Here is a 25,795-nt window from a genome sequence, read left to right as displayed (position 1 = left end):
ACCTCGAGGCTGTTGGTGGGCGCCATGAACCTAAGCTGGACGCATTTCACCGACCGCCTCGTCGAGGCGTTCCTGCACCGCGCTGACGTAGCCGACGCAGGGGAAGACGCAGGGGAAAAGGGGAGCAGATGACTCTGAAGGCAGGCCAGCGTGTGGTGCTGGCAGCGGACACCCGGCTGTCCGATTCGGCCGAGGTGTCGGGGGTCGTCGTCGGGTTCCTGACCCTGGCGGCGGGCATCGGCGGGACCGTCGAGCAGGTGATCGGCCAGCAGGACGAGAGCGACGACGTGCGCGAGTACGAGCGGCTCAAGTCGCTGCTCGACTCCTTCGGGCGCGAGATGCCCACGGAGAGCAGAAGACAGCTCGAAGACAAGGTCGGCTCCCTGGAACCCGCGTGGACCGCCTTCCAGGAACGGGCGCCTCGCGTGAGCGTGCGGGTCCGCTTCGACAACGGGTTCATCCTCGACGGGGCCGACGAGGACGTCTTCGTCCCTGCCTGAGGGCGCCCCCCGGGTCAGGCCGGTGGCCGGCGGTGGTGCTCGTACCAGCGGGCCCACAGTTCGGCTGGGGCGCGGCGAAGGCGTGGGGGCGGAGGGCCACCGCTCGGCCCGGGTGAGCGGGAGGACTGGCATGAGGTCCGACTGCCCGTCGGCCTCCAGGTGCCCAGCGGCGCGCCACCGGGTATATATCCGCGCGCCCGACGCGAACCGTGCAGGGGCCGAGGGGGGACGCCGTCCTGTACTGGCTCGCCCATTGCCTTCCGTGTAAGGCCTGAAGTGGGTTCGTGGCCGCCTCCGGAGCCGGTATGGCTCCTTGGACGTGTCCTGTCGATCTGGCTGGCTGAGTAAAACCAGGTGCGGCCGGTCGCCGCGACGGTGTGAGATGCGGGCCATGACGATCGTTTTGAACGAGCCGGGTGTTGACGGGTTGACCGGGGCCGTGGATGCCCTCCGGGAATGGCAGGACGACCGTACGCCGCTGCAACTCCATCCGGGAGACCTCGGCTGGGCCTGGGCGCTGGGTGCAGAGAAGCTGGCCGCGGAGGTCCGTACCTGGAGCGTGGACGGGCGGATCGTTGCCGTCGGATTCCTGGACGGCCCTGATGTGCTGCGCCTGACGACCGCGCCGGATCTGCGACAGGACAGTGAGCTGGCGCGCCAGCTGCTGGCGGACCTCGATGATCCGGAGCGCGGGGTCCTGCCGCCCGGGAAGGTCGGCCTGGAACTCCCCAACGGCGCCCTGCTCCGCGAGGTCCTCTTGGAGGCGGGCTGGATTCTGGACGAGCCGTGGACGCCGCTGCGCCGCGACCTCGCCGAGCCGGTGAAGGACTCCGGCCTGCGCGTCGAGGTGGTCGGTCCGGAGACGGCGGGGGTGCGGACCGCAGTGCACCGCTCGGCATTCGGCGGCCAGAAGTTCACCGAGGAGGTCTGGCACGTCCTCGCGGCCGGGCCGGTCTATGCCGACGCCCGCTGTCTGATCGGCTACGACGACCAGGACAACGCGGTGGCCGCGGCGACGGTCTGGTCGGCCGGGCCCGGCAAGCCCGGTCTGCTGGAGCCGATGGGCGTGCACGCCGACCATCGCGGTCACGGCTACGGGACGGCGATCAGCGTCGCCGCTGCGGCGGCGCTGCGTGAAATGGGTGCGTCAAGCGCACTCGTCAGCGCAGAGAGCTCGAACACTGCCGCCGTCGCCACCTACAAGGCGGCGGGATACCAGCCGTCGTCCGAACGGCTGGACGTCAGCCGAGCCGCCTGAAAATGATCAGGCGGCGGTGTCGGACAGGCCGCGTCGCTGACCCTGGCTGGGCCCGAACGCCCTTTGAGGACATGGGGTAGGGCGGGGTTCGATGCTGGTCGGATCATTCGTCGTGGTGAATTGACCGGTGCGGCCTGGGCGCGGATCATGCCGCTGTTGCCGCGCTCCAATGGGCGTCGTGGGCGGTGGCGGGATCACCGCCAGGTCATCGACGAGCTCTTGTGGAAGGTACGCACGGGTGCGCCGTGGCGGGATCTGCCGGAGCGGTATGGGCCGCGGAAGACCTGCCATGAGCGGCTGTGCCGGTGGACGGCAGATGGGACCTGGGATCGGAGCCTCACGCAGGTCCTGGCGGCAGCGGATAATCGCTGATGGAAGTGTGTCCGCCATGCGGCAGGACACGTGCGGAGACGCCACGCACCTGATGACCCCGTCCTCGTCGACCGTTCGCAGCCGCTTGAGGGACAGGCGGACGAAGCGGATCGGCCATCCCAGCATGGCCAGGACCCGCCGTCCTGACCTCGCCGCGGAAACTTCCGCCGCCTTGCCAAAAGCCTCTGCCCCTCCCGGGCGGGGCGATACTGAGGTGGCAGTTGCCCCGCCGCTGGACCGTCCGCGGACGCGGGCCCGGTCGGCGGGGACGCACCCCGGTCGATGTCTCCGAGGGGAGCCGTTCATGACCACGGCAAAAGACCTGTTCATCGTCGCCATGGACCTGAAGCATTCCGTGGGACAGGGCGACCTGTCCCTGGCACTGGCGGGAGCCGAGCTGATCGATCTCATCGGTGCGGGGGCGGTCGCCGTGGACGGCGACCGCATCGTGCCGGGTGAACAGCCGACGCTGGACGACCGGTTGATGGGCGAGGCCGCGGCAGGGCTCACTCGGCAGGCGCCCTTTGAGCAGATCGAGGACTGGCTGTGGCGACGGGGCCGAGACCTCTCGGCCGCGTACCAGGCCGCCCTGGAGGAGAACGGTGAGCTGAAGCCGCAGCGCAGCGGCCGACTGCCCTTCGGCTCGGAACGCTTGGAACCGGTCGACACACCCGCCAGCCGCCGTGCAGCCGACCGCTGGAAAGAGAAGGAACCAGTCCTGGCCGCCCTCGCCTCGGCCGCGGGCATCGACGACGATCGATCCGACGAGGAGCCCGGCCTCGATGACGAGGCGGTGACGACCGTTCTGGCCGCCGTCCACGACGCGGTGATGGAACTGGAGGCCGTACGCCAGAGGCGGACCATCGAGAACGCCGCCTTCGCCAACCTCTGGCGCGGACCGTGAGCCGAACCCGCCTTCCGGGGCGCGGTCGAGTCCGAACGGCGACGGCGCCGCGATCGCACGACCGTCGGGCGGGCGCCTACAGCGTGTCCGTGGTCCAGTTCCGGTCAGGGTCGCGCGGCCTGCACCTGGAAACTGGGGGTGTGCCCCGGCGAACTCCGCATTCGACCGCGTGGCGCCGCTCTCGGTAGTCGATCTTGTCGAACGTCGGCGGTCGGCCGCCGCTCCCACCAGGTCTTCGACCTCGTCGACCGGGGTCTCGCGCACCCACTCCCCCACCGGAACGACTCGATCAGCACGCAGGCCAAGTGCCCTGGCTGGAGCGGCCCCTGGCCTGGTGCGCTGTGGCCGGCGCTGGACGAGCCCGCGCCCGAGACCGTGCCGAGCTGGGCGGTTGCGGAGTGAGAGGTGGGGGTGTCGCCGGTGTTGCCGCCGTCACCCCTGCCTCGTCAGTTGTTCCGGCCCGCGTCCAGGGCACGCAGCGCTTTGGCCGCCGCCTCGCGCACGTAGTCGAATGGGTCCAAGTCCAGGGCCGTGAGCCGCTCGCGCAGCCGTTCCTGGCCCGGGGGGAGCGTGCCCCCCTCCTCCACCCAGTGGGCGACCCCCTCCGCGGCGGCCTGGCGCACCCACGCATGTTCGTCGTCCAAGTGCCGTACGAAGAGCGGCAGATCGTGCGGGGTGTCGGCGTCCGTCGCATTGTGCGGGTCCAGGAGCGACAGCACTTCGGCTCGGACATAGGCGGAGGTGGTCCGGTCCACCAGTTCCCGCAGGCCAGGCAGGGCTTCCACCAGGCCCTTGAGGACTCTTGCTGCCACCCCGGCCAGGGCGGGGTCGACGCCGAGACGGGCCACCAGCGCCCGGGCGACGGCCGCGCGTTCCCACGGCCGGAACCCGGTGGACGCCATGGCGTCCAGGCCGCGCAGCGCACCTTCGTACACCTCGGACGCGGGATGCTCCAGTAGAGGGAGCAGCAGCCACACGGCGTCCCATCTCCCCACCTCGCCGTAGGCCGTTGCTGCTGCCGCAAGCGTGCTGGCGGCCGTGGTCGGGTCGGTGAGGACAGCCCGGAGGAGCTTCGTGGCGGCCTTGCCGCCGACGGCCCCCAGGGCGCCGGCGGCCTGCGGCCCGGCTCGCTCGTCGCTCAGCCAGCGCGAGGCCGGGCCCAGCAGCCGTTCATCACCCGATCGCCTGAGCCAGAACAGCAGTCGTGACACCATCTCCGGGGCCGGCTCCGCCTCCAGGGCAGCGAACAGCGCGTCCTGCGCCTCTGGGCGGTCCACGCGCGTCAATCGGAAGGCCACGGCGGAGCGCACCTCGGCAGAAGGGTCGTCCGTCAGATCTCTCAGCAGTGACAGCAGCAGCCGGTCGACGTGCTGGTCCGGCAGCATCCACAGGGCGCGCACGCGGGCGGCTTCCTCACCCCACTGGGCCGTACGGACCAGTTCCGCCTCCACGTCCGGGTCCTTCTCGCGCTCGTGGACGATGTGCCACGCCAGACCCCAGATGCCATGTGCCGGATCGCCCAGCAGCCGGACGAGCGCGGGGACATCACCGGGCACGCCCAGCTCCCGCAGACCCTCCAAGGCGTTGATCCGCAGGTGATGGTCCGGATCGCTGAGCAGTCGCCCATAGGCGTCCACGACCTCGCGATCGCGCAGCCCCAGCCGGAGAGAGGCCAGAGAGGCCTTCCTGCGCACCCACGGATCGTCGTCGTCCATCAGCGCGGGCAGGGTCTTTGCCCCGGCCGCAACAACCCCCAGCCTGCCCAGGCCCACCGCCGCGCCTTCTCGCACCTCGGGCGCGGGGTCGGCGGCTGCCCGGACGAGCACCGCGGCGTGCTCGGTGTCGCCGAGTTTGCCCAGCCCCTTCGCCGCTGCCGCCCGTCGCCAGGTGTCGCCCGTCTCCAGTTCCCTCAGGAAGAAGGCAATCTGATGCTCTGTCGTCATGTGCACCCCGGGAAGTAAGACTGCCGAAGCGGGGGGAGGTTGCCCCGAGACGGACGCCTATGTCATTCGTCCAGGCCGCGTACTGAGTCGTGCCCATCGGGTGGTCCTGGTGAGGTCTTTGATCCAGATCATCGAGGCGTGCAGGTGGAGACTGGCGATGTAGCTGTCCGGAGTCCTGTCGTATCGGGTGTCTCACCGTCCCGGCTCCGGCCTCTTGGTACGTCACGCTCTGGGGCGGGTGAGGCACGTGGAGCCGACGCGAGCCGACCGTTGCACTGATGTCCGGGCGGGGGCTCATGGGACATGGCCCGGCCCCGGCTCAGGTTCCGGGGAGGATACGGCGCGTTTCGTAGGCCCACATCGCGATCTCGACCCGGTTGCGGGCGCCGAGTTTGGCCATCAGGCTGGCCAGATGCGTCTTCACCGTGCTGAGGCTGATGTGCAGTGCATCGGCGATCTCGGTGTTGGTCAGCCCACGGGCGACGGCGAGGAGCACCTGCTCCTCGCGGGCGGTGACGGGGGAGACCGGCTGGGCCGCGGGTCGGCCGGCGGGCAGGTCCGCGAATGTCTGGAGCAGACGGACGGTGACGCTGGGCGCGATGAGCGCCTCACCGTCGGACGCCGACCGTACGGCCTGCGCCAGAAGGTCCGGTCCCGTGTCCTTGAGGAGGAATCCGCGGGCGCCGGCACGCAGTGAGCCGTAGACGTACTCGTCGAGGTCGAACGTGGTGATGACGACCACGGCCAGCGGGTCGGCGACGCCCGGGCCGGCGATCAGCCGGGTGGCCTCGAGCCCGTCGAGTACGGGCATGCGGATGTCGAACAGGCAGACGTCGGGGCGTAGTTCGCGGGCCTGACGTACCGCTTCCTGCCCGTCGGCGGCCTCGCCGACCACCTCGATGCCGGGCTGGGCGTTCAGCATGATCCGCAACCCGGTGCGGATGATCGTCTGGTCGTCAGCGACGAGGACGCGAATGGACACCGCTCTCGTTCCTCGCTCTCGGCAGTTCGGCGTCGACATGCCAGCCCCGGTCGGTACCCGGGCCGGCTCGTAGTGTGCCGCCGAGCAGCGTCGCGCGCTCGCGCAGTCCGGTAAGTCCGTATCCGTCGCGGCCCCGGCCGGTGCGCCGGCCGTTGTCGCGCACGCTCACCCATACCGTGTGCCGTTCCGCGGCGACCCGGACGACGACCTCGGTCGCGTCGACCGCATGGCGCAGCGCGTTGGTCACCGACTCCTGCACGATGCGGTAGACGGCCGCGTCCACGGCCGGGGGCAGCGCGTCCAGTTCGCCGTCGAGCCCCAGGTCGACCCTGAGGCGACCACCCGGGGTGCGCACCAGGCGCTCCAGATCCGCGACTCCGGCAGGCGGCGCCAGCTCGGCGCCGACCCCGCGGTCGCGCAGCGCGGCGACCATGGCGCGCATTTCCTCCAGCGTGCGCGCCCCTTCCTCCTCGACCCCCTCCAGCGCCTCGACGGCGGCGGACGGGTCGATGCCCGCGAGCACCCGGCCCGCCTGGGCGATGATCACCATGGCCGACACGTGGTGGGCCACCGTGTCGTGCAGTTCCCGGGCGAGCTGTTCGCGCTCGCGGGAGCGCACCTGCTCCACCTGCCGCTCGCGAGCGGTCACACGGAACCGCACGGCAGCCCCGACCACGCCGGGCAGCAGCAGGAAGACGAAGCCCACAACGTTTTCGACGACCGGGGTCTCGTCCGTGACGGAACACAGCGCGCCGGCCGCGAGGATCACCGCGCCGCCCAGCACGATCTCGCGTCCCGATCCCCACCGGGGCAGCGCGTACACCAGCACGAGCACGACCGCGCCGGTGTACAGGCCGACGGGCTCGCGCGGTGCGGCGACGAGCGAGGCCATCTGAAGCAGGATCACCGAGCCGAACGCCAGCGTCACCATCGCCAGCGGGCGGGTCCGGCGCCACAGGGGCAGCAGGCACAGCCATACGGCGAACACCACCGCCACCGGCCGCCACACGACGTTCTCGCGCAGGGTGACCTCCAGCGCCACACCAGCAAGGCCCGCGGCGAGCAGCGCCCAGTCCCGCCGCACCCGGACGGGCGCCTCGGGCGGCCGGGGTTCGGTCCACAGGGTTCGCAGGTCGTCTCGGAGCACGGTTCTCAGCCTAGGGACCGCGGCGTGCCGCGCATCGGCCGAAAGGACGGGTCGTCACTCCGACTTGGGGCCGACGGATCCGCGGCCCGCGGGCCGATGCCGCACAGCGCCGTGGCGACGAGCCTCGGCATCGGCGGCCGTACAAGGACGGCCGACGAGGTGGTTGGAGGACCCGATGCTCTCGAAAGCCCTGTTGCGCCTGGGCGCAAGCGCCGCCCGCCATCCCTGGCGGGTGATCGCAGCATGGCTGATCGCCGCCACGCTCGCCGTCCTCGCCGCCGTCGCCTTCGGCGGGCGGACCGCGGACTCGATGACCGCTCCGGGACTGGACTCCCGACGGGCCGCGGAACTGATCGAGCGGGCAGGCACCGGCCAGGAGGGGATGACCGCCCAAGTGGTCGTCACCCCCCTCGACGACGGTGCGACGTTCTTCGACGACGACGGCGCGCGTACCTCTCTCACGCGGCTGCAGGCCGAGGTGAAGCGGCTGCCGCACGTGCTCGGCACGAGCGACCCGGCGGGGGCGCTCGACGCGGGCGGGGACACCGCCGTGCGCGGCGGCCTCGTTTCGGCCGACGGGCGGATCGCGGTCGTCCGGGTGCAGTACCCCGACCAGAGCCGGCTGTCGGCCGAAGACCTCGACGCCCTCGTCGATCTCGGCGACCGGCTGCGCGCCGAACTGCCCCTGCGCATCGAGATGGGCGGGAACCTCTTCTACGCCTTCTCCAACGCCGACGGCGGCGTGAGCGAGCTGATCGGCCTCCTCGCCGCGGCCGCGATCCTGTTCCTGGCGTTCGGTTCGCTCGTCGCTGCCGCGCTGCCGATCGGCATGGCGGTCTTCGGGCTGACCGTCGGGGTCGCCACGATGACGGTACTGGCGGGGGTGACAGAGGTCCCCACCTTCGCACCGGTCCTGGGCAGCATGGTCGGGCTCGGAGTGGGCATCGACTACGCGCTGTTCGTGCTCGCCAGGCACCGGGAGTACCTCGCGCGCGGGCTCGATCCCCGCGAGGCGGCGGGGCGAGCGGTGGCCACGGCGGGGAGGCCCGTGGTCTTCGCCGGCGGCACCGTCGTCGTATCGATCCTCGGCCTGGCGGTCGCGAACGTGCCGTTCATGACGGTGGGCGGGTTCGCCGTCTCGATCGTCGTCCTGATCATGGTGCTCGCGTCGGTGACGCTGCTGCCGGCCTTCCTCGGCGCCGCCGGCCCACGCCTGGCCCGGGTCGGCCGGATCGGCCGGGCTCTGCGGACCAGGAAGCCGGGCCGACTCGCACGGCGGCGGGACCCGGCGGCAGGCGCCGCCCACGCCGCCGGGTGGCGTCGCTGGATCGGGCACGTCAGCCGGCACCCGGTGCCGTACGCGGTCGGCGCGGCGGGGCTGCTGCTGACCGCGACGCTGCCCGTGCTCGGCCTGCGCGTCGGCCTGCCGGACGACGGCTCACTGCCCCACAGCCGTACCGAGCGCCGGGCCTACGACCTCGTCGCCGAGGGGTTCGGCCCGGGTACCAACGGTCCCCTCGTCATCGCCGCGGACCCCGCCGGTGATCCGGGAGTGCTGGACCGACTCGTCGGGGCGGTCGCGACGGATCGGGGCATCGCATCCGTCGGGCCGACGCACATCGATCGGGCCACCGGCATCGCGACCCTCGTGGTATTCCCGACCACCAGCCCTCAGGACAAGGCCACGGCCGACACCATCGCCCGGCTGCGCACCGACGTGCTGCCCACGGCGATCGAGCACGGTCCGGCCAGGGCCCACGTCGGTGGCGCCGCCGCGAGCCTGTCCGATGTGGGCCAACGCACCAGCCAACGCCTGCCGGTGTTCGTCGCCGCCGTGCTGGCGATGTCGTTCCTGCTGCTGATGCTGGTCTTCCGCTCGATACTCGTACCGCTCAAGGCGGTACTGCTGAATCTGCTGAGCATCGGCGCGGCCTACGGCATCATGGTCGCGGTCTTCCAGTGGGGCTGGGGAGGCGCACTCATCGGGCTGGAATCGACGGTTCCGATCGTGTCGTTCATCCCGATGTTCCTCTTCGCCATCCTGTTCGGCCTGTCGATGGACTACGAGGTGTTCCTCCTCTCCCGCGTACGCGAGGAGTACCTGCGCACCGGCGACAACGGCACAGCGATCGTCGAGGGCATCTCGCGCACCGCCCGGATCATCACCTCGGCCGCCCTCATCATGGTGGCGGTCTTCCTGTCCTTCGCCGTCGCCGAGGACCCCTCCACCAAAATGTTCGGGCTCGGCCTGGCCACCGCGATCTTCATCGACGCCACGGTCGTACGCATGGTGCTGGTACCGGCGACCATGACACTCCTCGGCCGGACCAACTGGTGGCTGCCGAAGTGGCTGGACCGGATGCTTCCCCGCGGCCCGGTCGGCACCGACGACACCGACGAAACCGACGCCGAATCCACGGGTGAGGCCCCGCGTCCACGGCTGGTCGACCGTTGACTCAACTCCTGCCCGCCCTTGGCGTCCGGCACCTCAGCGCCCGCCTCTGGAACGTCCGAGGAGGGCAGCCTTCAGCCGGAGTTTCCGCCGACGCCGCATGCGTCGTCGCTCTTCCAGCGCGGGATCACTTTCGGTCTCTTGCCCGTTTTGCTCTTCGAGGCCGCCCCCTTTGACCCGGCCTTCTTCTCCTCGGCCGCGGCTATCTCCAGGGCGGCGAGGACGTCCTCGTCAAGGTGCATCAGGGCCGCGTCGTGGTGGGCTCTGGCGGTGGTGGAGTCGATGCCGACCAGGGACAGGTCCACCTCACCCCGCTTCGCGGCTTCCGTGATCAGGCCCTCCAGCAAGGCCTCGAAGACGCCGGCGTCCCGCCATTGCCGGAGGCGGTTGTGGACGGTCGCCCAGACGCCGAACTCCGTCGGCATCTCCCGCCACTGCCCGCCCCGTCTTGAACCGCCAGATCACGCCCTCGAACTGCTGCCGCAGTCGCTCGGGGTACGGGCCGTACTCGCCGATCGGCAGGTACGGATCGATGAACTCCCAATCCGGAGCGGTCAGTTGCACCCGCGTCACGCAAGACCGTCTATCGGACCGGACCGTGCCACGAAGGCACATCCCGCAAATTGATTCTGGCCTGGCCCATATAGCCAGGACTCGGTGCCGGTCCCGGTGATCGCTCCGTTGCAGGTGAGGCGATCAGCGATGCCGCGCAGAGCCGTGAATCAGCTGTTCGTGGGACGGGGGCCAGTCGGTTCCGTCATGGACCTCGACTGTGATCAGGAGTGGGCACCATCCGCGTCGGTGGCGTCGATATTGCCGGTAGCGTGATCGCCTGACGCATGGAATGTCCATGTGGTCGGCCAGCCCGTGAGAGGGACTCCGGTGGCGAACGATGGGACCGTGATGAGCGAACTGACGAAGCCCACAATCGAGGTTCCGGCGGGTGACGCGCCCACCGAGCTGACGACCCGGGACCTCGTGGTGGGAGACGGACCCGAGGCTCAGCCGGGCAGGGTCATCCGAGTTCACTACGTAGGAGTCACCTTCGCGTCCGGAAGGGAGTTCGACTCCTCCTGGGAGGAGGACCGGCCATTCAAGTTCGCCGTGGGCGGTGGCAGGGCCATCAAGGGCTGGGACCGGGGAGTGCGGGGAATGAAGGTGGGCGGCCGGCGCGAGATCATCGTTCCGCCGCGTCTCGGTTACGGCAGGCAGTCGCCCTCTGCGTTGATCCCGGCGGGCTCGACGCTGATCTTCGTCGTGGACCTGCTCTCGGTCGTGGACGGGACCGCCGCAGCGCGGCCCGGCTCGACCGGCTCGGCCTGAACCTGGCGCCCTTGGCGCTCCTAGCGTTCTTGGCGTTCTTGGCGTTCCGGTGTGAGCAACCCCGGTCATCCGCTCGGGGCCCCCTTCGAGCTGAAGACGCCGTCGGTCGAGCGGGCAAAGGCACAGGGGCGCTGGATGCCGGCGCCTCTGCGCCTGTTTCACGGCTGCCCGTACCTCACCGTCGCCGTGCGGGGCGCAACCTTGGCGGCCCCGCCGGCCCACGAGCAGCCCGGTGCGGGGGCCGGGTGTGGGAGGGGGCGTGTGGCGGCAACCAGCCGGGCTGACGGCTTCACGGCGTACGCGGTGATGTTCTGGTGGGGAAGTCGCCGTGCTGACGCAGTGCTTTCTCGGCGCTGCCGGCGCGAGTGAAACGGTCGCGGTGAGCACGCTCGATCTGGTGCTCCGTCATCCAGACCATCGATCGCCAATGGTTCGACAAATGACGGCCGTTCACATCCCGTTGACGTGCGCCGCCCATCCCGCCAGGCTCGCCATGCACGTGCGTACCTCCCCTCCCCCGCTTCTCATGGAGTGCCCTGATGATCAGACGCACCGCACGACTCGCCCTCTCAGTTGTCATGCTCATTGCCGCCACCTTGGGTGGCCTCGTGGCGTCCACGGGAACCGCTCAGGCCGACGGCTGCTACACGTGGTCGCGCACCCTGTCCCAAGGGGCCTCGGGTGCCGACGTAACGCACTTGCAGATACGTGTGGCAGGCCACGCCGGCAGCGGCGGCGCGCTCGCGATCGACGGCGCCTACGGGCCGGCGACCACTGCCGCGGTCAAGCGGTTCCAGACGGCTTACGGACTGGCCGCCGACGGCGTTGCCGGCCCGGCGACCTTCAGCAAGATCTACGCCCTGCAGGACAACGACTGCACACCGATCCACTTCACCTACGCCGAACTCAACACCTGCAACTCCACCTGGGCGGGAGGCGCGGTGAGCGCAAGCACCGCGAAAGCCAACGCGCTGCGCACCATGTGGAAACTCGAGGCTCTGCGACACGCCCTGGGCGACCAGCCCCTTCGCGTGACCAGCGGCTTCCGCTCGCATGCCTGCAACGACGCGGTCGGCGGAGCAGCCGGCAGCCGCCACCTGTACGGCGATGCGGCCGACCTCGGCGCGGGCCCTCACTCGCTGTGCCGCCTCGCCCAGCAGGCCCGCAATCACGGCTTCAACGGAATCCTCGGCCCCGGCTACCCGGGCCACAGCGACCACACCCACCTCGATCACCGCGCAAGCCGCTTCTGGTCGGCATCGGCCTGCGGCATCTGAACGCACCGGCGGGCACCCCTGCCCCACCCAGAGGGCACTTTCGAGTCAACTCTGGGCAGGATCGGCCCCGTTCTCTGACATGGGCGAAAACCCAGCCGCCGGATGCGCGAGAGGCGCGCTGAGGCGTGCCCACCACTGGGGCAAAGCAGGCCCACGACCGCAGGAAATCATTCGCACCCCGGCGCCGCTTATCTTCGTCACCGAGCACGGCTCGGGCTCGGGCCCGGGCCCGGGCCCGGGCCCGGCGACGAAGGTAGGCGGCGGCTAGCGGCACTCCGCCCGCCTCCGCCTGGCTCCACGGCCGGACGCCAACTCGCAGGCGCGGACGCCGGCTCGCAGACGGCATCAGCGCGCTGCGCCCGCATCCCGGTCGCCGGTCAGGGCCTGCCGCCGCGCCCAAGCGCCGATCGCGTCGGCGATGGCCTGGGGCTGGTCCTCGGGTGCATGGTGACCGGCGGGGCCACAGTGCTCGGTCTCCAGCGCGGCGATGTTCGCCGCACACCAATCGGCCATGTCCTTGCCGATCAGCAAGGTGGGCGAGGAGTCGAAGGTGAGCAGCAGTTTGGGGACCTCCTCGCTGCTCGCGAGCCATGTGCCGTACTGGTCGACCCGTTCGGCGACGTCGCTCGGCTCCCCGTCCAGCGGCAGCGAGCGTGCCCATTGCAGCACCGGGCGACGGCTCTCCCGCGTCGGGTACGGCGCCCGGTAGGACCTCATGTCCCCCTCGCTCACCGGATTCAGCACCCCGCCGGTGAAGGCTGACTCCAGGAAGACGTTCTCGTCCAGCGCCAGCGCCTCGCCCTGTGGCCCGCGCATGGCCTGGGCGCGCGAGCGCGGTCCTTCGCCCAGTTCGCTCCAGGACATCGGCCGCACGATGGTCTCGAAGAAGGCTATGCCGCGGACTCGGTCGGAATGGCGGGTCGCCCAGTCGAAGGCGAGTGCTCCGCCCCAGTCGTGACCGACGAGCACCACCTCCTCCAGACCCAGCCGGTCGAACCAGCTGTCCAGATAGCGGGCGTGATCGGCGAATCGGTACGGCACGTCGGGCTTGCCGGAGCGGCCCATGCCGATCAGATCGGGGGCGAGCAGGCGGGCGGGAAGGTCCACTGCGGGCAGCACCTTGCGCCACAGGTGGGATGAGCCGGGGTTGCCGTGCAGAAAGACGAAGGGAGTGCCGTGGCCGACCTCCTCGTAGTACAGCGTCGAGTCCAGCACGTTCGTCTGTGGCATGACCATCCCCAAGTCGTTGGTGGCACTAACGCTATTGGCGTCGACGGTAGTTTGTTAGTGGGACTAACGCAACGTACGATGGGCCCATGAATAACGGCACGGCCGACGCGACGAGCTCGAGCGGCGGGCAGGCCTCTGCCGCACGGCTGCGGAATCTGGTGACCCGGCTCCTGTCGCTGGCCGCGATCCAGTCGGATCGCCTGGTGAACGAGGAGCTGGCGCGCGCGGATGCCCGCAAGTGGCATTACGCGGTACTCGCCACCCTGGAGGAGTTCGGATCCGCCAGCCAGGCGGAACTGAGCCGCCGAACGCGGATCCACCGCAGTGACGTTGTCGCGGTGGTCAACGAGCTGGCCGGCCGGGGGCTGGTGGAACGCTCACCCGACCCTGCCGATCGCCGGCGGAACATCGTCACCCTCACCGAACAGGGCCACCGACACCTACTGAGGCTGGACCGACTGCTGACCGATGCGGATGACGAGGTGCTGGCGCCCCTGACTCGGCCGGAGCGCGAGCAGTTGGCCCGCCTTCTCTCTGCTCTTGTGGATCACCACGGCAAGAGCATGTGAGCAAGGCGCGTACCGTTGGGCGTCGAGCTCCGACTCGGGGAAGCACATCGAGAGATGCCACCCCGCAGGGGCACGACTTCACGGGGGCTGCACCGCCTCTAGGACCGCCCGACATGGCCATGAACACGACCTGGGGTCCAGGGCCCACCCACCCGGCCCGCGAAGCGCAGCAGGCCGGAAGCAGCATCCCCGCCAAGCGGCCGGGCGGATGGGGAGCTCGCGGCTACCGTCCCGACTGGGAACTCAACTGGCGGGCGGCCACCGACACCTTCCACCCGGCCGGCCTGGCCCGGCCCCTGCTCCAGCTGGCCGCCCTGCTCGACGGCAACGGCATCCCCCAGGACGTGCTGACCGGCGGACCAGCCCGCGCACACCTCGCCTCACACCGCGCCGCCACCAGCCCCACCGCGGAACGGACCCCCGTCTCCCGCCCCGATGCGGTACGCGCGCTACGCGCCCTGTACCGGCTCAACCTCATCGACCACACCCCGGAGACCCCCCACCAAGCCGTCCGCGTCCACCAGCTCATCCAGCGGGCCGTCCGCGACACCCTCACCCCCGACCAGCACCACCAGTACGCCCGCACCGCCGCCGACGCCCTCCAGACCGCCTGGCCCGCCGTCGAACGCGACACCGTCCTCGCTCAGGCCCTGCGCGCCAACACCCAAGCCCTCATCCGCATCACCGAGGGCACCTTGTGCCGGCCAGACGCCCATGAGGTGCTGTATCTCCTCGGTGAGAGCCTCGGCGGCAGCGGTCAGGTCGGCGCTGCCGCCACCTACTTCCAGCACCTGGTGGACACGGTCACCTCCAACCTGGGCGCCGACCACCCCAAGACGCTCACTGCCCGGGGGCAGCTCGCCCACTGGCAGGGATTTGCCGGGGATGCGGCGGGGGCGGCCGAGGCCGTCGCCGATCTGTTGCCCGACCGGGTACGGGTACTCGGTCCCGACCACCCCGACACACTCGCCCCGCGCAGAGAACTCGCCCGCTGGCGGAGGGTCACATGGGACTTGACGGGATCGGCCACGATCCTTGCCGATCTGCTGTCCGACTGCTTACGGGTACTGGGTCCCGACCACCCCGACACCCTCACCACACGATGGACGATGGCCCGACTGCAGGCGATTTCCGGAGATGCAGCTGGCGCAGCGATCGCATTCGCCGAGCTGCTCGCCGACCGGGACCGCGTGCTCGGCCCTCACCATCCCGACACCCTCGCCACGCGCCGGGAAGTCGCCCGCTGGCGAGGTGTGGATGGCGATGCGGAGAAGCGGCGACGATTCTCGCCAATCTGCTGCCCGACTGCCTGCGGGTACTCGGCCCGAACGACATCAACACGCTCATCACGCGCCGGCTGCTCGCCCGATTTCAAAGGGACGCCGGAGATGCGGCCGGCGCGGCCGCCGCACTTACGGAACTACTGCCCGACTGCCTGCGGGTGCTCGGTCCGGATCACAACGACACCATCATCACGCGCCGAGAGATGGCCCTGACACTCGGGGCAACTGGGAATGCCAGAGGTGCAGTCGAAGCGTTCGCCGATCTTCCACCCGACTGCCGCAGGGCGCTTGGCGCAGATCACTACGAGACCCTCATCGTCCGCCGGGAACTGGCCAACTGGCAGGGCGTGGCGGGGGACACGGCGGGCGCCGCGAAGGCTTACACCGAGCTGGCGCCGCACCTGGCGCGGGTGCTAGGTGACGACCACCCCGACACCTTCGCCACCCGCCGCAGCCTGGCCCACTGGCGAGCACGAGGGAATCAGCCATGAGCAGTTCGGGGGCCATCAGCGGATCACGAGGGAACTGGCCGTAGAGAACGAGTTGCAGCCCGCGTGCACAGCGGCAGGAATGCCGTCTCCCAGCGTCTTCCCAAGCCACTGAATGCAGGGATGCGAACGGGCGATCAATCGAAGCGCTGACTACGGACTGCTCCGCTTCCCTAGTTCCCATCACGGCTCTCCACGTATTCTTTCGCGCGGTCATTCCAGTAATGCTTTCGCCAGAGGTCGAATTCCTCTCGAGAGATTCCGGATGGAAAGAGGAGCCAGTCCCTACGGGCCCCTTGGGCCGTCCCCGGCTTGCACGGCGGCTGCCGCCTCCAGCAGCTGCCAGCCGTCGATCTCCACCACCCGCCGCTCCGCCGGCTGCCATCCACGGTCCAGCGCCACGTCGAGCAACGCCCGGACGGCGCCCGGCTCATGCAGGTTCAGGTCTGCGCCTTGAGTGAGGCCCACGTCCCCGGACCCGAACGGGGCACCGCCCGGGACATACCGGCCGGGCCCGTCGGCAAAGACAATGCGCAACGGGCCGCCGGTGCCGGCCGGCTGCGGGGACAGGGTGAGAATCTGGCGGCAGTCCACGGCCCGGCCGTCGTGGTCCCTTTGGTGACGGTGGCGCAGCGTCCACATGTACACGCGCCCGTCGGCGACCAGTTGGCGGGGTTTCTTCGAATGGCGAGGCACGCAGCCGAGGGTATGCGGCCTGGTTCGAGAACAACGGTTGGGTAGCGGACTCGGCCAGGCTCAGCGCACGCCGTAGGAGCCCGCGGGTTCCTGCCACGTGAGCGGGCGTGCCTCCGATGGCACCCCCGCTGACTTGGGAGTGCTGGGCGGAGGAGTGTGGGTGCGCCGCTGGGCGGACATGCCTTGCCGGCGACGGCCGGGACGCGAGGGGTCGAGGCTCTCCCTGGATCGGTCCTCGCGCGAGGTGCCCTTCGGGCAGCAGAGGCTGAGCGTCTTGGATCTGCCCGGTCTCGCGCCGACGAGGACTTCGGCGGCCCCGAAGACCTGGCTGCGCAACGCGTCGGTCACCGGCTGCGCAACGTCGCCAGGCAGGCGATGAACGGAGTGGCCCATCGTCCCGACGGGTTTCCCGTTCGCCAACTCGGCGGGCTGAAGCAGCACATCAACATTGTGCGGGGAGTGCGTCGGATCGATACCGATGCGTTCTCGAGTGCCGTACGCGGAAGGCAGAACACAGCAAAGAAGATCAGTATTGGCAGTGTGTCCCTGGTGGCGTCTTCCCGCTGGGTAACCTTGGCACTCCTCGGGCTGGTGGAAGAAGTGTCGTATGCGGCGGGTCGGGCAGACGGAATAGAGCGACAGTGCACTTCCCGATTGACGTTCTCAGAATGAGGCAGAGAGGGGCTGAGGTCTTCATGACCACGTACGCGGCACCCGAGATCCAGGAGATGGCGTGCCACGACGCGCGCGCCGAGGTCAGGGCAGTCCTGGCCCCCGCCTGCCGGGCCATGCCTTCGGACCAGGCCAGGCATTTTCGTGATGATGCCCTGCTGGTGGCCAGTGAGTTGGCGTCCAACGCGATCCTGCACGGCGGCGGGCTCACCCGGTTCCATGCCCGCATCGAGAATGGAGCCTTGTTGGTACAGGTGAGCGACCGCAGCACGACGCCGCCTCACCTCGTTCGCCCCAACCCCGGACTGCCCGGCGGCTTCGGCTGGATGATCACTCAGCGCCTCGCCTCGTACGTCTCCGTTGACATCCAGCCCGGCGGTAAGACCGTCACCGTCGCCCTGGCTCTGCCGTAACGCCGCCGTTCACTCGTCTCCGGACACGTGAACGTCACCGGACACCCAAAATAATCACTCGGTCTTGTCGCATGCATGACTGTCTCCTTGCCGGGTACTCGGGCCAGCACCGTTAGCGGCAAGCAAGCTCGGAACTACCAGAGGCGGGGCGCATGATGACCGTGACGACGCAGGAGACGACCACGACCACGGCCGCTCAAGCTCGGGAGGAACTCGTCGAGCGTGCTTACGCCGACCCCTCTTCCATAGCGCCGAAGGATGCTCGGGAGATCGGCAAGAGGTTCTTCCACCGGCTGACCCAGCTGGAGGAGGGCACGCACGAGTACCAGTACGTGCGCAACTGCCTGATAGAGATGAACCTCTCCCTCGTGCAGTACGCCGCCTCACGGTTCCGCCACCGCGGCCAGGAGGAGATGGAGGACATCGTTCAGGTCGGCACGATCGGCCTGATCAAGGCGATCGACCGCTTCGAGCTGACCCGCGAGGTCGAGTTCGCCACCTTCGCCGTCCCCTACATCACGGGGGAGATCAAGCGGTTCTTCCGCGACACCAGCTGGGCCGTGCACGTGCCGCGGCGCCTGCAGGAAGCCCGTATCGAACTGTCCAAGGCCAGCGAAGAACTGCGCACCCGCCTGGGCCGCAACCCCTCCACGGCCGAGCTGGCGGAGTTGATGCAGCTGGAGCCGGCCGAGGTCGCCCAGGCCCAGATGGCGTCCAACGGCTACAACGCCTCTTCTCTGGACGCCGCGGTGACCAACGGAAGCGACGAATCCGACACCGCGCTGGCCGATTTCATCGGCTTCGAAGAGGACTCCTACGAGCTCATCGACAACTTCAACTCCCTGGCCCCGCTCATCGCCGACCTGGACGATCGTGAGCGCACGCTGATCCACCTGCGGTTCGTCGAGGAGCAGACCCAGGCACAGATCGGTGAAGCACTGGGTGTCTCGCAGATGCACGTCTCCCGGCTGATCACCCGCGTCGTGGCCAAGCTCCGCACCGGCCTGATGACCACCAACTAGGCCCGGCGGCACAGCTCGCCGCGTTCTCCTCAGCTGCCCCCACCCTGTGGTCCCGTGCGGACCGGAGGGTGGGGTGCGTTCGGAGCACGCCATGTGTAAGGGTGCTGTGCATGACATCAGGCAGCGGGAACGTGCGTCTTGACCAGCAGGAACGTGTGGCGGTGATCACTCCGTTCGGTGACGTGGACCTGGAGCATCTCGCCGACGTCACCGTGAGCTTCGCGCAGGTACTGTCCGACCCGTCGACGGACGCGACGCTGATCGATTTGTCGGAAGTGACCTTCGCCGACAGCACCTTCCTCAACCAGCTCCTCCACACTTTCTCCGACCACACTGCCGCAGCCAGGCCGCTCGTGTTTACCGGTCCCCTGCAGTCGGCAGTGCAACGACTGCTGCACATCACCGGAACCGACATGATCCTTCCCCTCGCCGACACCGCGCTCGAGGGGCTGCAGCGACTTCGCGCAGCCGACCCGTCCGCGGCGAGGGGCCAAGAGCCTTCCGCCGGCATCTGACCGCCGTCGGGACAGGCAGCACAGACATCGATCGCACCGTGCCGCTCAGCTGTCGATCGCACATGCCGTAGCGCAGCATGCGCAGCTCGAGTTCCAACCTTCGACTGGCAGGCCGACAGGGCGGTGAGCGCACTGGTTCAGCCACTGACCGAAGGCGCGCCTTCAGAGGCCCTCAGCATGGCCTGTGGCAAGGCCGAGTGGACGCGCATGTCCCAGCCATGCACTTGGACTGCCTGTGCGGCCAGGGCGACGGTCTTGTGCGGCAGGAGGCTTCGGGGCGGCGCATCGAAGGGTTGTGCTCTCCCGGTGCTGGACAAGCCGGTGCTCCAGGGTTTGCTCGAAGGCCGACTGGTCATCCTCCAGGAGTACGCACAGCAGACGCTGATCCGGCGTCAGCGATTCGAGCGCATTCAGCGGCCGCTGTGTGTCGGCGCGCTCGCCGGCAGTCGGCCTGCACAGCGTTACCGACGGCCAGCGGCGGGGAAGATGGCCCTCAGCCTGGGTGAGGTAGCCGCACAGGGCGTCCATCTCCGCCAGCTCGCCTGGATCCGACTTCGATTCCAGCTTCGAGTGCGGCACCCCGCTGCGGATGTCAGGCGCGATGTCGCCGCGCAGCAGCAGCCCGATGGCCAAGTCCCGTTCCCGGATCATGCCGCTGCTCACAGCCAACGTGAAGGCGTCCAGCCAGGTCCTCGCGGTGGCCACCTGCGACGAAGACGGTCCTGGCCGCGGCCGGCCTCTCCCCCGACGACGCACTGCGGGTGTGGGTCCTCGTACATGAGCAGTCGGACGGCACTTGGGGCGCGGGCGGCTCCGTCATCCGCCACGCCGATCTCGTCGTCCTGGCGAAGGGGCAGCAGGCCGATGCGTGAACTGCCCTACGTCGCCCGGAACTCGGTCGAATGGCGCGAGGCCCCCGACCCCCAACTCCGGTCCGCCGGGCAGGCGATCGTCGCCCCGGTGGCCGCGACCTCCTGCGACGTCGACACGGCGATCCTGGCCGGACACAGCTTCATCGACCCGCCGTTCGCCCTCGGCCACGAGTGCGTCGCCCGCGTCACCGACATCGGCGACGCCGTGACCACCGTGGCGCCCGGCGACCTGGTGGTCGTGCCCTGGTCCATCAACTGCGGCAGCTGCGACCACTGCCGCACCGGACTGACCGCCCACTGCACCACGGTCCCCCACATCCATGTACTGGGCGATGAGGCGCCGTACCTGCGCCTCCCTCTGCCGGTCAGGAGCGGGCCAGCCTTGAGGACACCGCTGAACTGAGCCGGCGGCCGGAAGACCGGGCGGTCGGGCGGTCGGGCCGCCGAGAACTCCGTCGGATCACCCTTCGCCGACTGCGATGTCAGAGATATGACTGAGTATCAATAGGGTGTCCCCCATGCCGTCACCCCTGCCAGACACGCTGAGTTCCGCAAAAACCGCCGCCGCGCTCCGCCGATCGGCACGGGTCTCCGTCGAGTTGCTCCTCGTTCTTGTGGCCGCCGCGGCGGCCCTGTGGGTACTCGGTCGGATGTGGTCGGTCGTCTGGCCGGTCATAGTGGGCCTCTTGCTGACCACACTGACCTGGCCCTTCGCCCACTTCCTGCGCCGGCGCGGATGGCCTCCTGCCCTGGCCGCCTCGGTGGTGACCGTGCTGTTCCTTCTGGTCGCTGCGGGCGTCGTGGCGCTCATCGCGGTGCCGGTGGCGTCCCAGTCCGGCGAACTGTCCGACGGCGTGACCGAAGGCATCGAGAAACTGCGCGAGTGGGCCGCCGGGCCGCCCCTGAACATCGACGACGCCCAGATCTCGGACGGAGTCGACTCGGCGACCGCCCGAATCAAGGACAGCGTCGGCAGCATGGTGACCACTCTCTTCACGGGAGTGAGCACCGTGTTGAACGGTGTGGTCACCGCGGTCCTGGCGCTCTTCCTCATGTTCTTCTTCCTCAAGGACGGTCCGCGATTCCTTCCCTGGCTCACCCGCCAGCTCCCCGGGCGGCTCGCCCATGACGTCCCGATCGTGGCGACGCGCAGCTGGGACACTCTGGGCGCGTTCGTACGTTCCCAGGCCTTCGTCGGCCTGCTCGACGCGGTCTTCATCGGTCTGGGCCTGTGGATCGTGGGTGTGCCCCTCGTCCTCCCGCTGGCGGTGCTGACCTTCGTATCCGCGTTCGTGCCGATCGTGGGTGCCCTGTTCGCCGGCTTGGTAGCGGTGCTCATCGCGCTGGTGTCCAACGGTCTGACAGACGCGTTGATCGTGCTGGCGATCATCGTCGCGGTGCAGCAACTCGAGGGCAACGTGTTCCAGCCGATCATCCAAAGCCGCGGGCTGGGTCTGCATGCGTCGGTGGTCCTGCTGGCGGTCACTTTGGGAGCGAGCTTGGCCGGCATCGTGGGCAGCCTGCTCGCGGTACCGGCGGCCGCCCTGATCGCGGTGGTCTGGAACTATCTGCGCGAGCAGCTCAGCGACCCGCCACAGGAGCCTGAGACCGACGACGCACACCCGGATGCGGCGCTCTCGTCGTAACGGTCGGTAGGTTCGAGTCCAGCAGAGAGGTGCTCGCCGAGCGGACGGGCTGGCTGGCTGGCTGGCTGGCTGGCTGGCTGGCTGGCTGGCTGGCTGGCTGGCTGGCTGCGCCGGGGTGTCCGTCACCTGGGGCAAACACCCTTCGATCGGGGCGGAGTTCGATACGACCCCGATGGTCCAAGGTGTGCTGGAGCGATCAGGAGTCGCCCCGCTCGGCGGCCGCACCCCCCTCGTCCACGATTCAACGAGCCGGAAGGCCCCCGGCGGCGAGACAGATCATGGAGCGGCACGCCCGCATCGCCGGTACCGGCCGGACGACGACCGCATGAGTCGGCCTACCGACCTGTGTGGCCGTGTCGCCCAGCGCTCTCGGCTCACCAGGGTCGTATCCACCCGTGACCTCGCGGCACCGGCACGACCTGCACGTCTCAGCGCCACGTCTGCTGCGGCTTCCACCCGGCACCAGCCGTGAGGTTCCGACACTCGATCGCCGAGCTTGGCAACAACGTGGACGTGCACGGCCCGGACTCACGGGAGACCGGGCCGTGCACGGTCCCCGGAAGTGGCGTCATTCGATGGTGCGCAACCCCGTGACGAGCAGCGCGACCATGTGGCGTGCGTCGTAACGGTGGTGCGTGCCCGCGCTCGCGCAAAGCCCTCCGATGCCCCGCATGAGCTCCTGGGCGTCCTGCCCGGGGCGGATCTCGCCCGATTCGCCCGCGGCGGCGAGCAGCTGAGTGCACACCGGCACCAGCCGCTCGACGAAGTAGTCGTGCAGCGGATCGAAGCAGGGGTCGTCGGACTGCAGTACGGCGGCGAGTCCCTGCTTGGTGACCACGAAGTCCACGAAGAGGTCGATCCAGCGCTCCAACGCGGCGTACGCGGTCGCGCTGTCCGCGAGCAGCGCGGGGCCGGCCTGCGCGAGCGCCTCGACCTGGTGCCGGTAGACGGCGACGATCAGATCCGCGCGGGTGGGAAAGTGGCGGTAGATCGTCGCTGTCCCGACACCGGCCTCGGCAGCGATGTCGCGGATCGGCGCCTCCACCCCTGATCTGACGAAGACCGTGGCGGCCGCGTCGAGGAGCGCCTCTTCGTTGCGTCGTGCGTCCGCCCGTTTGGCCCGGACTGCCGGCTGTGCGCCCCGACGGCTCTTGTCGCTCACCGCGCCTCCTCCATCAGCGAACTTGTTAACCGGGACAGTGTCCCATATTGTAAGTGGGACAGTGTCCCGTTTCAGTGAGGGTGGACGATCGATGGCGACATATCTGTTGGTGCACGGTGCTTGGCACAGCGGGGAGTGCTGGGAGCGGGTGGCCCCGCTGCTCGCCGCGGGCGGGCACCGGGTGGTCACGCCCACGCTGACCGGCTACGGCGACACGGTGCACCTGGCCGGTCCGGAGGTCGGTCTCGACACGCACATCGACGACATCGCCAAGATGATCGTCGAGGAGGACCTCACTGAAGTCGTCCTGGTGGGCCACAGTTATGCGGGACTCGTCGTCTCAGGCGTGGCCAATCAGCTCCCGGAACGCATCGCGTGTCTGGTGTACCTGGACGCCATGTTCCCCGCGGACGGGGAGAGCGCGGCCGATGTGCTCCCGGTGACGCAGCAGTTGATCGACCAGGCGTTGGCGTCCGAGAGCGGCTGGCGGCTCCCACCGCCTCCGGAGATGCCGCCGCCCGCGGGCCTGTTCGGGGTGACTGACCCGGCGGATCTCGTCTGGCTGCGCGGGATGTTGTCGGATCAGCCGGTGCGCTGCCTCCAGCAGAGTGTCCGCCTCGACAACCCGGCCATGGGCGCGATCCCGCAGGCGCACATACACTGCACCGCCGGTGGGCCTGCGGGCTTCACCCGGCGGCCTGTCCCTGCGACACAGCCCAACGGAACCCCGTCCCTGGTGTGGGAGTTGGCGACCGGCCACGACTGTATGATCACCGAGCCGACCCGGCTCGCGGAACTGCTGCTCAAGCTCGGCTGACCCAGCCCGTTCCACCGCCCTAAAGGCGCGCGGGACGCGTCACTGATGAGCCCTCAGGTCCTCACCAGGCTGGTACGGATCTCTGGTGAAACAGCCGACCGAAGTCCGCCTTCGGTGCGGACACAAAGTCCGTGGATACGACCAGGCCGACGACGACGCTCTGGATGATCCGCAGGGCGCTGGACCTTGCCATCCGCTCGTGGACGTTGTCCGGCCGGAGAGGTTGCGGCTGACCGGTCCTGCGGTGTGCCGTCACCGTGGTCAGCCGCGGCCTGCCCTGCCCACCGCTGCCCCGGCGTGCGTCCGGGGCGGCGAGAGCGACGAACGCTGTTGCGACGGCCTCCGGATACGCCTGGGACTCCCCGTGGCCGACCAGGGCCCGGTAGATCCGGAGAGGCCGGGGCCCCACCCCTCGCGACGGTTTGATCAGTCCTGCGCCACGTTCGCCGCGGCCACATTCTCGATCACGTGGCCGAGTTTGGTCTTGGCCCGGGTCAGGTCCTGGATGCGTGCGGCGATGCGGTCGCGTTCGACGATGAGCTGATCGAGCATGGCGGGGGTCGCGACGCCGGTGCTCACGCACGGCAGGAGTTCGACGACGGTACGGCTGGAGAGGCCGGCCGCGAAGAGGTCCTGGATGAGCTGGACCCGCTCCAGGGCTTCGTCGGGATAGTCACGCTGCCCACCGGACGTCCGCGCCGATTCCAGGAGCCGCTGTTCCTCGTAGTAGCGCAGGGCCCGCACGCTGACCCCTGACCGCCTGGCAAGCTGTCCGATGCGCATGACGCAGGTCGCTCCCTTCCCGCTCGTACCTCACGTGGATGTCAGGTTCAGGCTAGCGGTACCGGCTCCGGAGGCAGCCCTGGGGGCCGACCGCACCGTTGCCGACACCGAGATTGATCACGACCCGGCGCCCGGTGGCGAATCCGAGGGCGTTCACCCCGTTCACGTCCACACGACAGTCCTCACGTCGTGCCGGGAGCTCCGAGCCCGCCCGAGGGCACATGGGTGTCGACCGTGACGGGCGGGCTAATCCCTCGTACGTCACGGGCGGCGTGATCCCTCGAAGTGGCGCAGGCCCCCACGCTCACCCCCGCCCGCTCGACAACATCACCCATCCGTGCCTGCCCTCCTCCGGCGGGGCGGCAGTTGCGGCTTGCACCTCACGTCAACGTCAGGTTCTAGAGTGACGAACACCGGATGAACACGTCATTCCGGCCCGTCAAAGTAAGGCGACCACTATGCGCGCAGCCCGGTTCCACGAATACGGCGGAGCAGAGAGCCTGGTGATCGAGCAGGCCCCCGACCCGCACCCCGGAGTTGGTGAGATCCGTGTCCGCGTCGCGGCGGCCAGTGTCAATCCCATCGACTGGAAGCTGCGCGCCGGAGCCCTGCAGCAGCTGATTCCCCTGGAGCTACCCGCCATTCCCGGGCGCGACGCCGCCGGGGTGGTCGACGAGATCGGTGACGGAGTGCAGGGGGTGAGCATCGGCGACCGCGTCTTCGGGCTGGGCGGCGTCACCGGCGCAACCGCGGAGCTGGTCATCCTCTCGGCCTGGGCCCGCTCCCCCGACACGTGGAACGACGAGCAGGCCGCGGGCGCCGGTCTCGCGTCCGTGACCGCGATGCGCGGCCTGAACGCGCTCGGCTCCCTCGCGGGGCGCACCCTTCTCGTCGAGGGCGCCGCCGGTGGCGTGGGCAGCGCGGCGGTCGAGATCGCGGTAGCGCAAGGTGCCACTGTGATCGGGACAGCCAGCGAACGCAACCACGAGTTCCTCACCGCACTCGGCGCCGTTCCCACCGCCTACGGCCCCGGTCTCGCACAGCGTCTGGCCGCTCTCGCCCCGCGCGGAGTCGACACAGCGCTCGACACCGCGGCCTCCGGATCGCTGGACGACCTCGTCGCGATCACAGGGGACCCGAAGCGCGTCGCGACGGTCGCCGACCACGCGGGCGGGCAGCGCCTGGGCACGCACGTGGTCAACGCGGAGAACGATTCCAGCCTCCTGGCCGCGGCCGCGGAACTGGGCCGGCAGGGCCGCTACACACCCCGTATCGAACAGACCTACCCCCTGAAGCAGAGTGCCGACGCCCACGCGCACGCCGAGCGTGGGCGCACCCGAGGAAAGATCGTGGTCTGCGTCTGAGCAGCCCGATCCGTATCTGAACAGGCCCACAAGGTAGGTACCTCGCAACGTGCGGGCCTGCGTGCCCTCGACCGGTACCGGCGAGCGGGCGGTCCGGAGCGGGCC

At 69.6% G+C, this 25,795-nt stretch carries 22 protein-coding genes and 4 pseudogenes; 17 read left to right on the top strand and 9 right to left on the bottom strand.

What is annotated here, in order from left to right:
* Positions 1–128 precede the first annotated feature (128 nt).
* From ACZ6ZP_RS19405 to ACZ6ZP_RS19390, 4 genes and pseudogenes are all read left to right on the top strand, one after another.
* Complete coding sequence (locus tag ACZ6ZP_RS19405) at positions 129–500, top strand: hypothetical protein (RefSeq protein ID WP_351172898.1); 372 nt, start codon at positions 129–131, stop codon at positions 498–500.
* 391 nt (positions 501–891) lie between these two features.
* Entirely contained in the window at positions 892–1,758 is an 867-nt protein-coding gene (locus ACZ6ZP_RS19400; RefSeq protein ID WP_469407645.1) for a GNAT family N-acetyltransferase, read from the top strand.
* Between the two features lie 102 nt (positions 1,759–1,860).
* Positions 1,861–2,124, top strand: a pseudogene (locus ACZ6ZP_RS19395) (transposase); the annotation flags it as partial.
* 310 nt (positions 2,125–2,434) lie between these two features.
* Positions 2,435–3,034, top strand: a complete 600-nt coding sequence (locus ACZ6ZP_RS19390; RefSeq protein ID WP_361470278.1) for a GOLPH3/VPS74 family protein — start codon at positions 2,435–2,437, stop codon at positions 3,032–3,034.
* 446 nt (positions 3,035–3,480) lie between these two features.
* On the opposite strand, the gene ACZ6ZP_RS19385 is transcribed toward ACZ6ZP_RS19390, so the two are convergent.
* From ACZ6ZP_RS19385 to ACZ6ZP_RS19375, 3 genes are all read right to left on the bottom strand, one after another.
* Positions 3,481–4,977 carry a HEAT repeat domain-containing protein gene (locus tag ACZ6ZP_RS19385; RefSeq protein ID WP_469407644.1) on the bottom strand — a complete coding sequence of 499 codons (1,497 nt, stop codon included), beginning with the start codon at positions 4,975–4,977 and terminating at the stop codon, positions 3,481–3,483.
* Between the two features lie 319 nt (positions 4,978–5,296).
* On the bottom strand, positions 5,297–5,959 hold the full coding sequence (locus ACZ6ZP_RS19380; RefSeq protein ID WP_361470282.1) for a response regulator transcription factor: 663 nt from the start codon (positions 5,957–5,959) through the stop codon (positions 5,297–5,299).
* The gene (locus tag ACZ6ZP_RS19375; protein ID WP_469407642.1) at positions 5,934–7,106 is read right to left on the bottom strand and encodes a sensor histidine kinase; all 1,173 of its coding nucleotides are present in this window, start codon (positions 7,104–7,106) and stop codon (positions 5,934–5,936) included. Before ACZ6ZP_RS19375 ends, ACZ6ZP_RS19380 begins: the two co-directional genes overlap by 26 nt.
* A 175-nt stretch (positions 7,107–7,281) precedes the next feature.
* On the opposite strand from ACZ6ZP_RS19375, the gene ACZ6ZP_RS19370 reads away from it, so the two are divergent.
* Positions 7,282–9,561 carry an MMPL family transporter gene (locus ACZ6ZP_RS19370; protein ID WP_469407641.1) on the top strand — a complete coding sequence of 760 codons (2,280 nt, stop codon included), beginning with the start codon at positions 7,282–7,284 and terminating at the stop codon, positions 9,559–9,561.
* A 39-nt stretch (positions 9,562–9,600) separates the two neighbouring features.
* On the opposite strand, the pseudogene ACZ6ZP_RS19365 reads toward ACZ6ZP_RS19370, so the two are convergent.
* A pseudogene (locus ACZ6ZP_RS19365) lies at positions 9,601–10,131 on the bottom strand (transposase); the annotation flags it as partial.
* Positions 10,132–10,461: 330 nt separating this feature from the next.
* On the opposite strand from ACZ6ZP_RS19365, the gene ACZ6ZP_RS19360 reads away from it, so the two are divergent.
* Together ACZ6ZP_RS19360 and ACZ6ZP_RS19355 are read left to right on the top strand one after the other, a co-directional pair.
* Positions 10,462–10,881 (top strand): FKBP-type peptidyl-prolyl cis-trans isomerase, encoded by a 420-nt coding sequence (locus ACZ6ZP_RS19360; protein ID WP_351172919.1) that lies wholly within the window; start codon positions 10,462–10,464, stop codon positions 10,879–10,881.
* Between the two features lie 539 nt (positions 10,882–11,420).
* A complete protein-coding gene (locus ACZ6ZP_RS19355; protein ID WP_351172925.1) occupies positions 11,421–12,158 on the top strand; it encodes a D-Ala-D-Ala carboxypeptidase family metallohydrolase in 738 nt (245 codons plus the stop codon).
* 345 nt (positions 12,159–12,503) lie between these two features.
* Here ACZ6ZP_RS19355 and ACZ6ZP_RS19350 read toward each other — a convergent pair whose 3' ends face one another.
* Positions 12,504–13,388 (bottom strand): haloalkane dehalogenase, encoded by an 885-nt coding sequence (locus ACZ6ZP_RS19350; RefSeq protein WP_469407639.1) that lies wholly within the window; start codon positions 13,386–13,388, stop codon positions 12,504–12,506.
* Positions 13,389–13,474: 86 nt separating this feature from the next.
* Here ACZ6ZP_RS19350 and ACZ6ZP_RS19345 point away from each other — a divergent pair, with 86 nt between their 5' ends.
* Together ACZ6ZP_RS19345 and ACZ6ZP_RS19340 are read left to right on the top strand one after the other, a co-directional pair.
* Positions 13,475–13,957 (top strand): MarR family winged helix-turn-helix transcriptional regulator, encoded by a 483-nt coding sequence (locus ACZ6ZP_RS19345; protein ID WP_399976758.1) that lies wholly within the window; start codon positions 13,475–13,477, stop codon positions 13,955–13,957.
* Between the two features lie 113 nt (positions 13,958–14,070).
* The gene (locus ACZ6ZP_RS19340) at positions 14,071–15,453 is read left to right on the top strand and encodes a tetratricopeptide repeat protein (protein WP_469407637.1); all 1,383 of its coding nucleotides are present in this window, start codon (positions 14,071–14,073) and stop codon (positions 15,451–15,453) included.
* A 560-nt stretch (positions 15,454–16,013) separates the two neighbouring features.
* Here ACZ6ZP_RS19340 and ACZ6ZP_RS19335 read toward each other — a convergent pair.
* Positions 16,014–16,424, bottom strand: a complete 411-nt coding sequence (locus tag ACZ6ZP_RS19335) for a hypothetical protein (RefSeq protein WP_469407636.1) — start codon at positions 16,422–16,424, stop codon at positions 16,014–16,016.
* 695 nt (positions 16,425–17,119) lie between these two features.
* Here ACZ6ZP_RS19335 and ACZ6ZP_RS19330 point away from each other — a divergent pair.
* The 3 genes from ACZ6ZP_RS19330 to ACZ6ZP_RS19320 all read left to right on the top strand — a co-directional run bounded on the left by ACZ6ZP_RS19330 (position 17,120) and on the right by ACZ6ZP_RS19320 (position 19,046).
* A complete protein-coding gene (locus ACZ6ZP_RS19330) occupies positions 17,120–17,509 on the top strand; it encodes an ATP-binding protein (protein WP_469407635.1) in 390 nt (129 codons plus the stop codon).
* Positions 17,510–17,664: 155 nt separating this feature from the next.
* Positions 17,665–18,531 (top strand): SigB/SigF/SigG family RNA polymerase sigma factor, encoded by an 867-nt coding sequence (locus tag ACZ6ZP_RS19325; protein ID WP_383825668.1) that lies wholly within the window; start codon positions 17,665–17,667, stop codon positions 18,529–18,531.
* A 110-nt stretch (positions 18,532–18,641) separates the two neighbouring features.
* The gene (locus tag ACZ6ZP_RS19320; protein WP_351172950.1) at positions 18,642–19,046 is read left to right on the top strand and encodes an STAS domain-containing protein; all 405 of its coding nucleotides are present in this window, start codon (positions 18,642–18,644) and stop codon (positions 19,044–19,046) included.
* A 162-nt stretch (positions 19,047–19,208) separates the two neighbouring features.
* Here the strand turns inward: ACZ6ZP_RS19320 and ACZ6ZP_RS19315 are convergent, their stop codons facing one another.
* Complete coding sequence (locus ACZ6ZP_RS19315) at positions 19,209–19,751, bottom strand: Imm49 family immunity protein (RefSeq protein WP_469407634.1); 543 nt, start codon at positions 19,749–19,751, stop codon at positions 19,209–19,211.
* Between the two features lie 2 nt (positions 19,752–19,753).
* On the opposite strand from ACZ6ZP_RS19315, the pseudogene ACZ6ZP_RS19310 reads away from it, so the two are divergent.
* From ACZ6ZP_RS19310 to ACZ6ZP_RS19300, 3 genes and pseudogenes are all read left to right on the top strand, one after another.
* Positions 19,754–19,918 (top strand): annotated as a pseudogene (locus ACZ6ZP_RS19310) (tautomerase family protein); the annotation flags it as partial.
* Positions 19,911–20,249, top strand: a pseudogene (locus tag ACZ6ZP_RS19305) (alcohol dehydrogenase catalytic domain-containing protein); the annotation flags it as partial. The pseudogenes ACZ6ZP_RS19310 and ACZ6ZP_RS19305, both read left to right, overlap by 8 nt.
* A gap of 187 nt (positions 20,250–20,436) precedes the next feature.
* A complete protein-coding gene (locus ACZ6ZP_RS19300) occupies positions 20,437–21,564 on the top strand; it encodes an AI-2E family transporter (RefSeq protein WP_469407633.1) in 1,128 nt (375 codons plus the stop codon).
* Between the two features lie 568 nt (positions 21,565–22,132).
* Here ACZ6ZP_RS19300 and ACZ6ZP_RS19295 read toward each other — a convergent pair.
* Complete coding sequence (locus ACZ6ZP_RS19295) at positions 22,133–22,726, bottom strand: TetR/AcrR family transcriptional regulator (protein WP_469407632.1); 594 nt, start codon at positions 22,724–22,726, stop codon at positions 22,133–22,135.
* 91 nt (positions 22,727–22,817) lie between these two features.
* Between ACZ6ZP_RS19295 and ACZ6ZP_RS19290 the strand changes: the two genes are divergently transcribed.
* Positions 22,818–23,543, top strand: a complete 726-nt coding sequence (locus ACZ6ZP_RS19290) for an alpha/beta hydrolase (RefSeq protein ID WP_361470302.1) — start codon at positions 22,818–22,820, stop codon at positions 23,541–23,543.
* A 426-nt stretch (positions 23,544–23,969) separates the two neighbouring features.
* Here the strand turns inward: ACZ6ZP_RS19290 and ACZ6ZP_RS19285 are convergent, their stop codons facing one another.
* Entirely contained in the window at positions 23,970–24,326 is a 357-nt protein-coding gene (locus ACZ6ZP_RS19285; RefSeq protein WP_351172961.1) for a MerR family transcriptional regulator, read from the bottom strand.
* Between the two features lie 458 nt (positions 24,327–24,784).
* Here ACZ6ZP_RS19285 and ACZ6ZP_RS19280 point away from each other — a divergent pair, with 458 nt between their 5' ends.
* Positions 24,785–25,690, top strand: coding sequence for an NADP-dependent oxidoreductase (locus ACZ6ZP_RS19280; RefSeq protein ID WP_469407631.1), 906 nt, complete (start codon positions 24,785–24,787; stop codon positions 25,688–25,690).
* The last annotated feature ends 105 nt before the right edge of the window (positions 25,691–25,795 follow it).

It is taken from the genome of Streptomyces sp. NPDC054047, assembly GCF_055585065.1.
The sequence above is the reverse complement of the archived record's forward strand: the minus strand, read 5'-3'. Positions and strand labels throughout refer to the sequence as shown.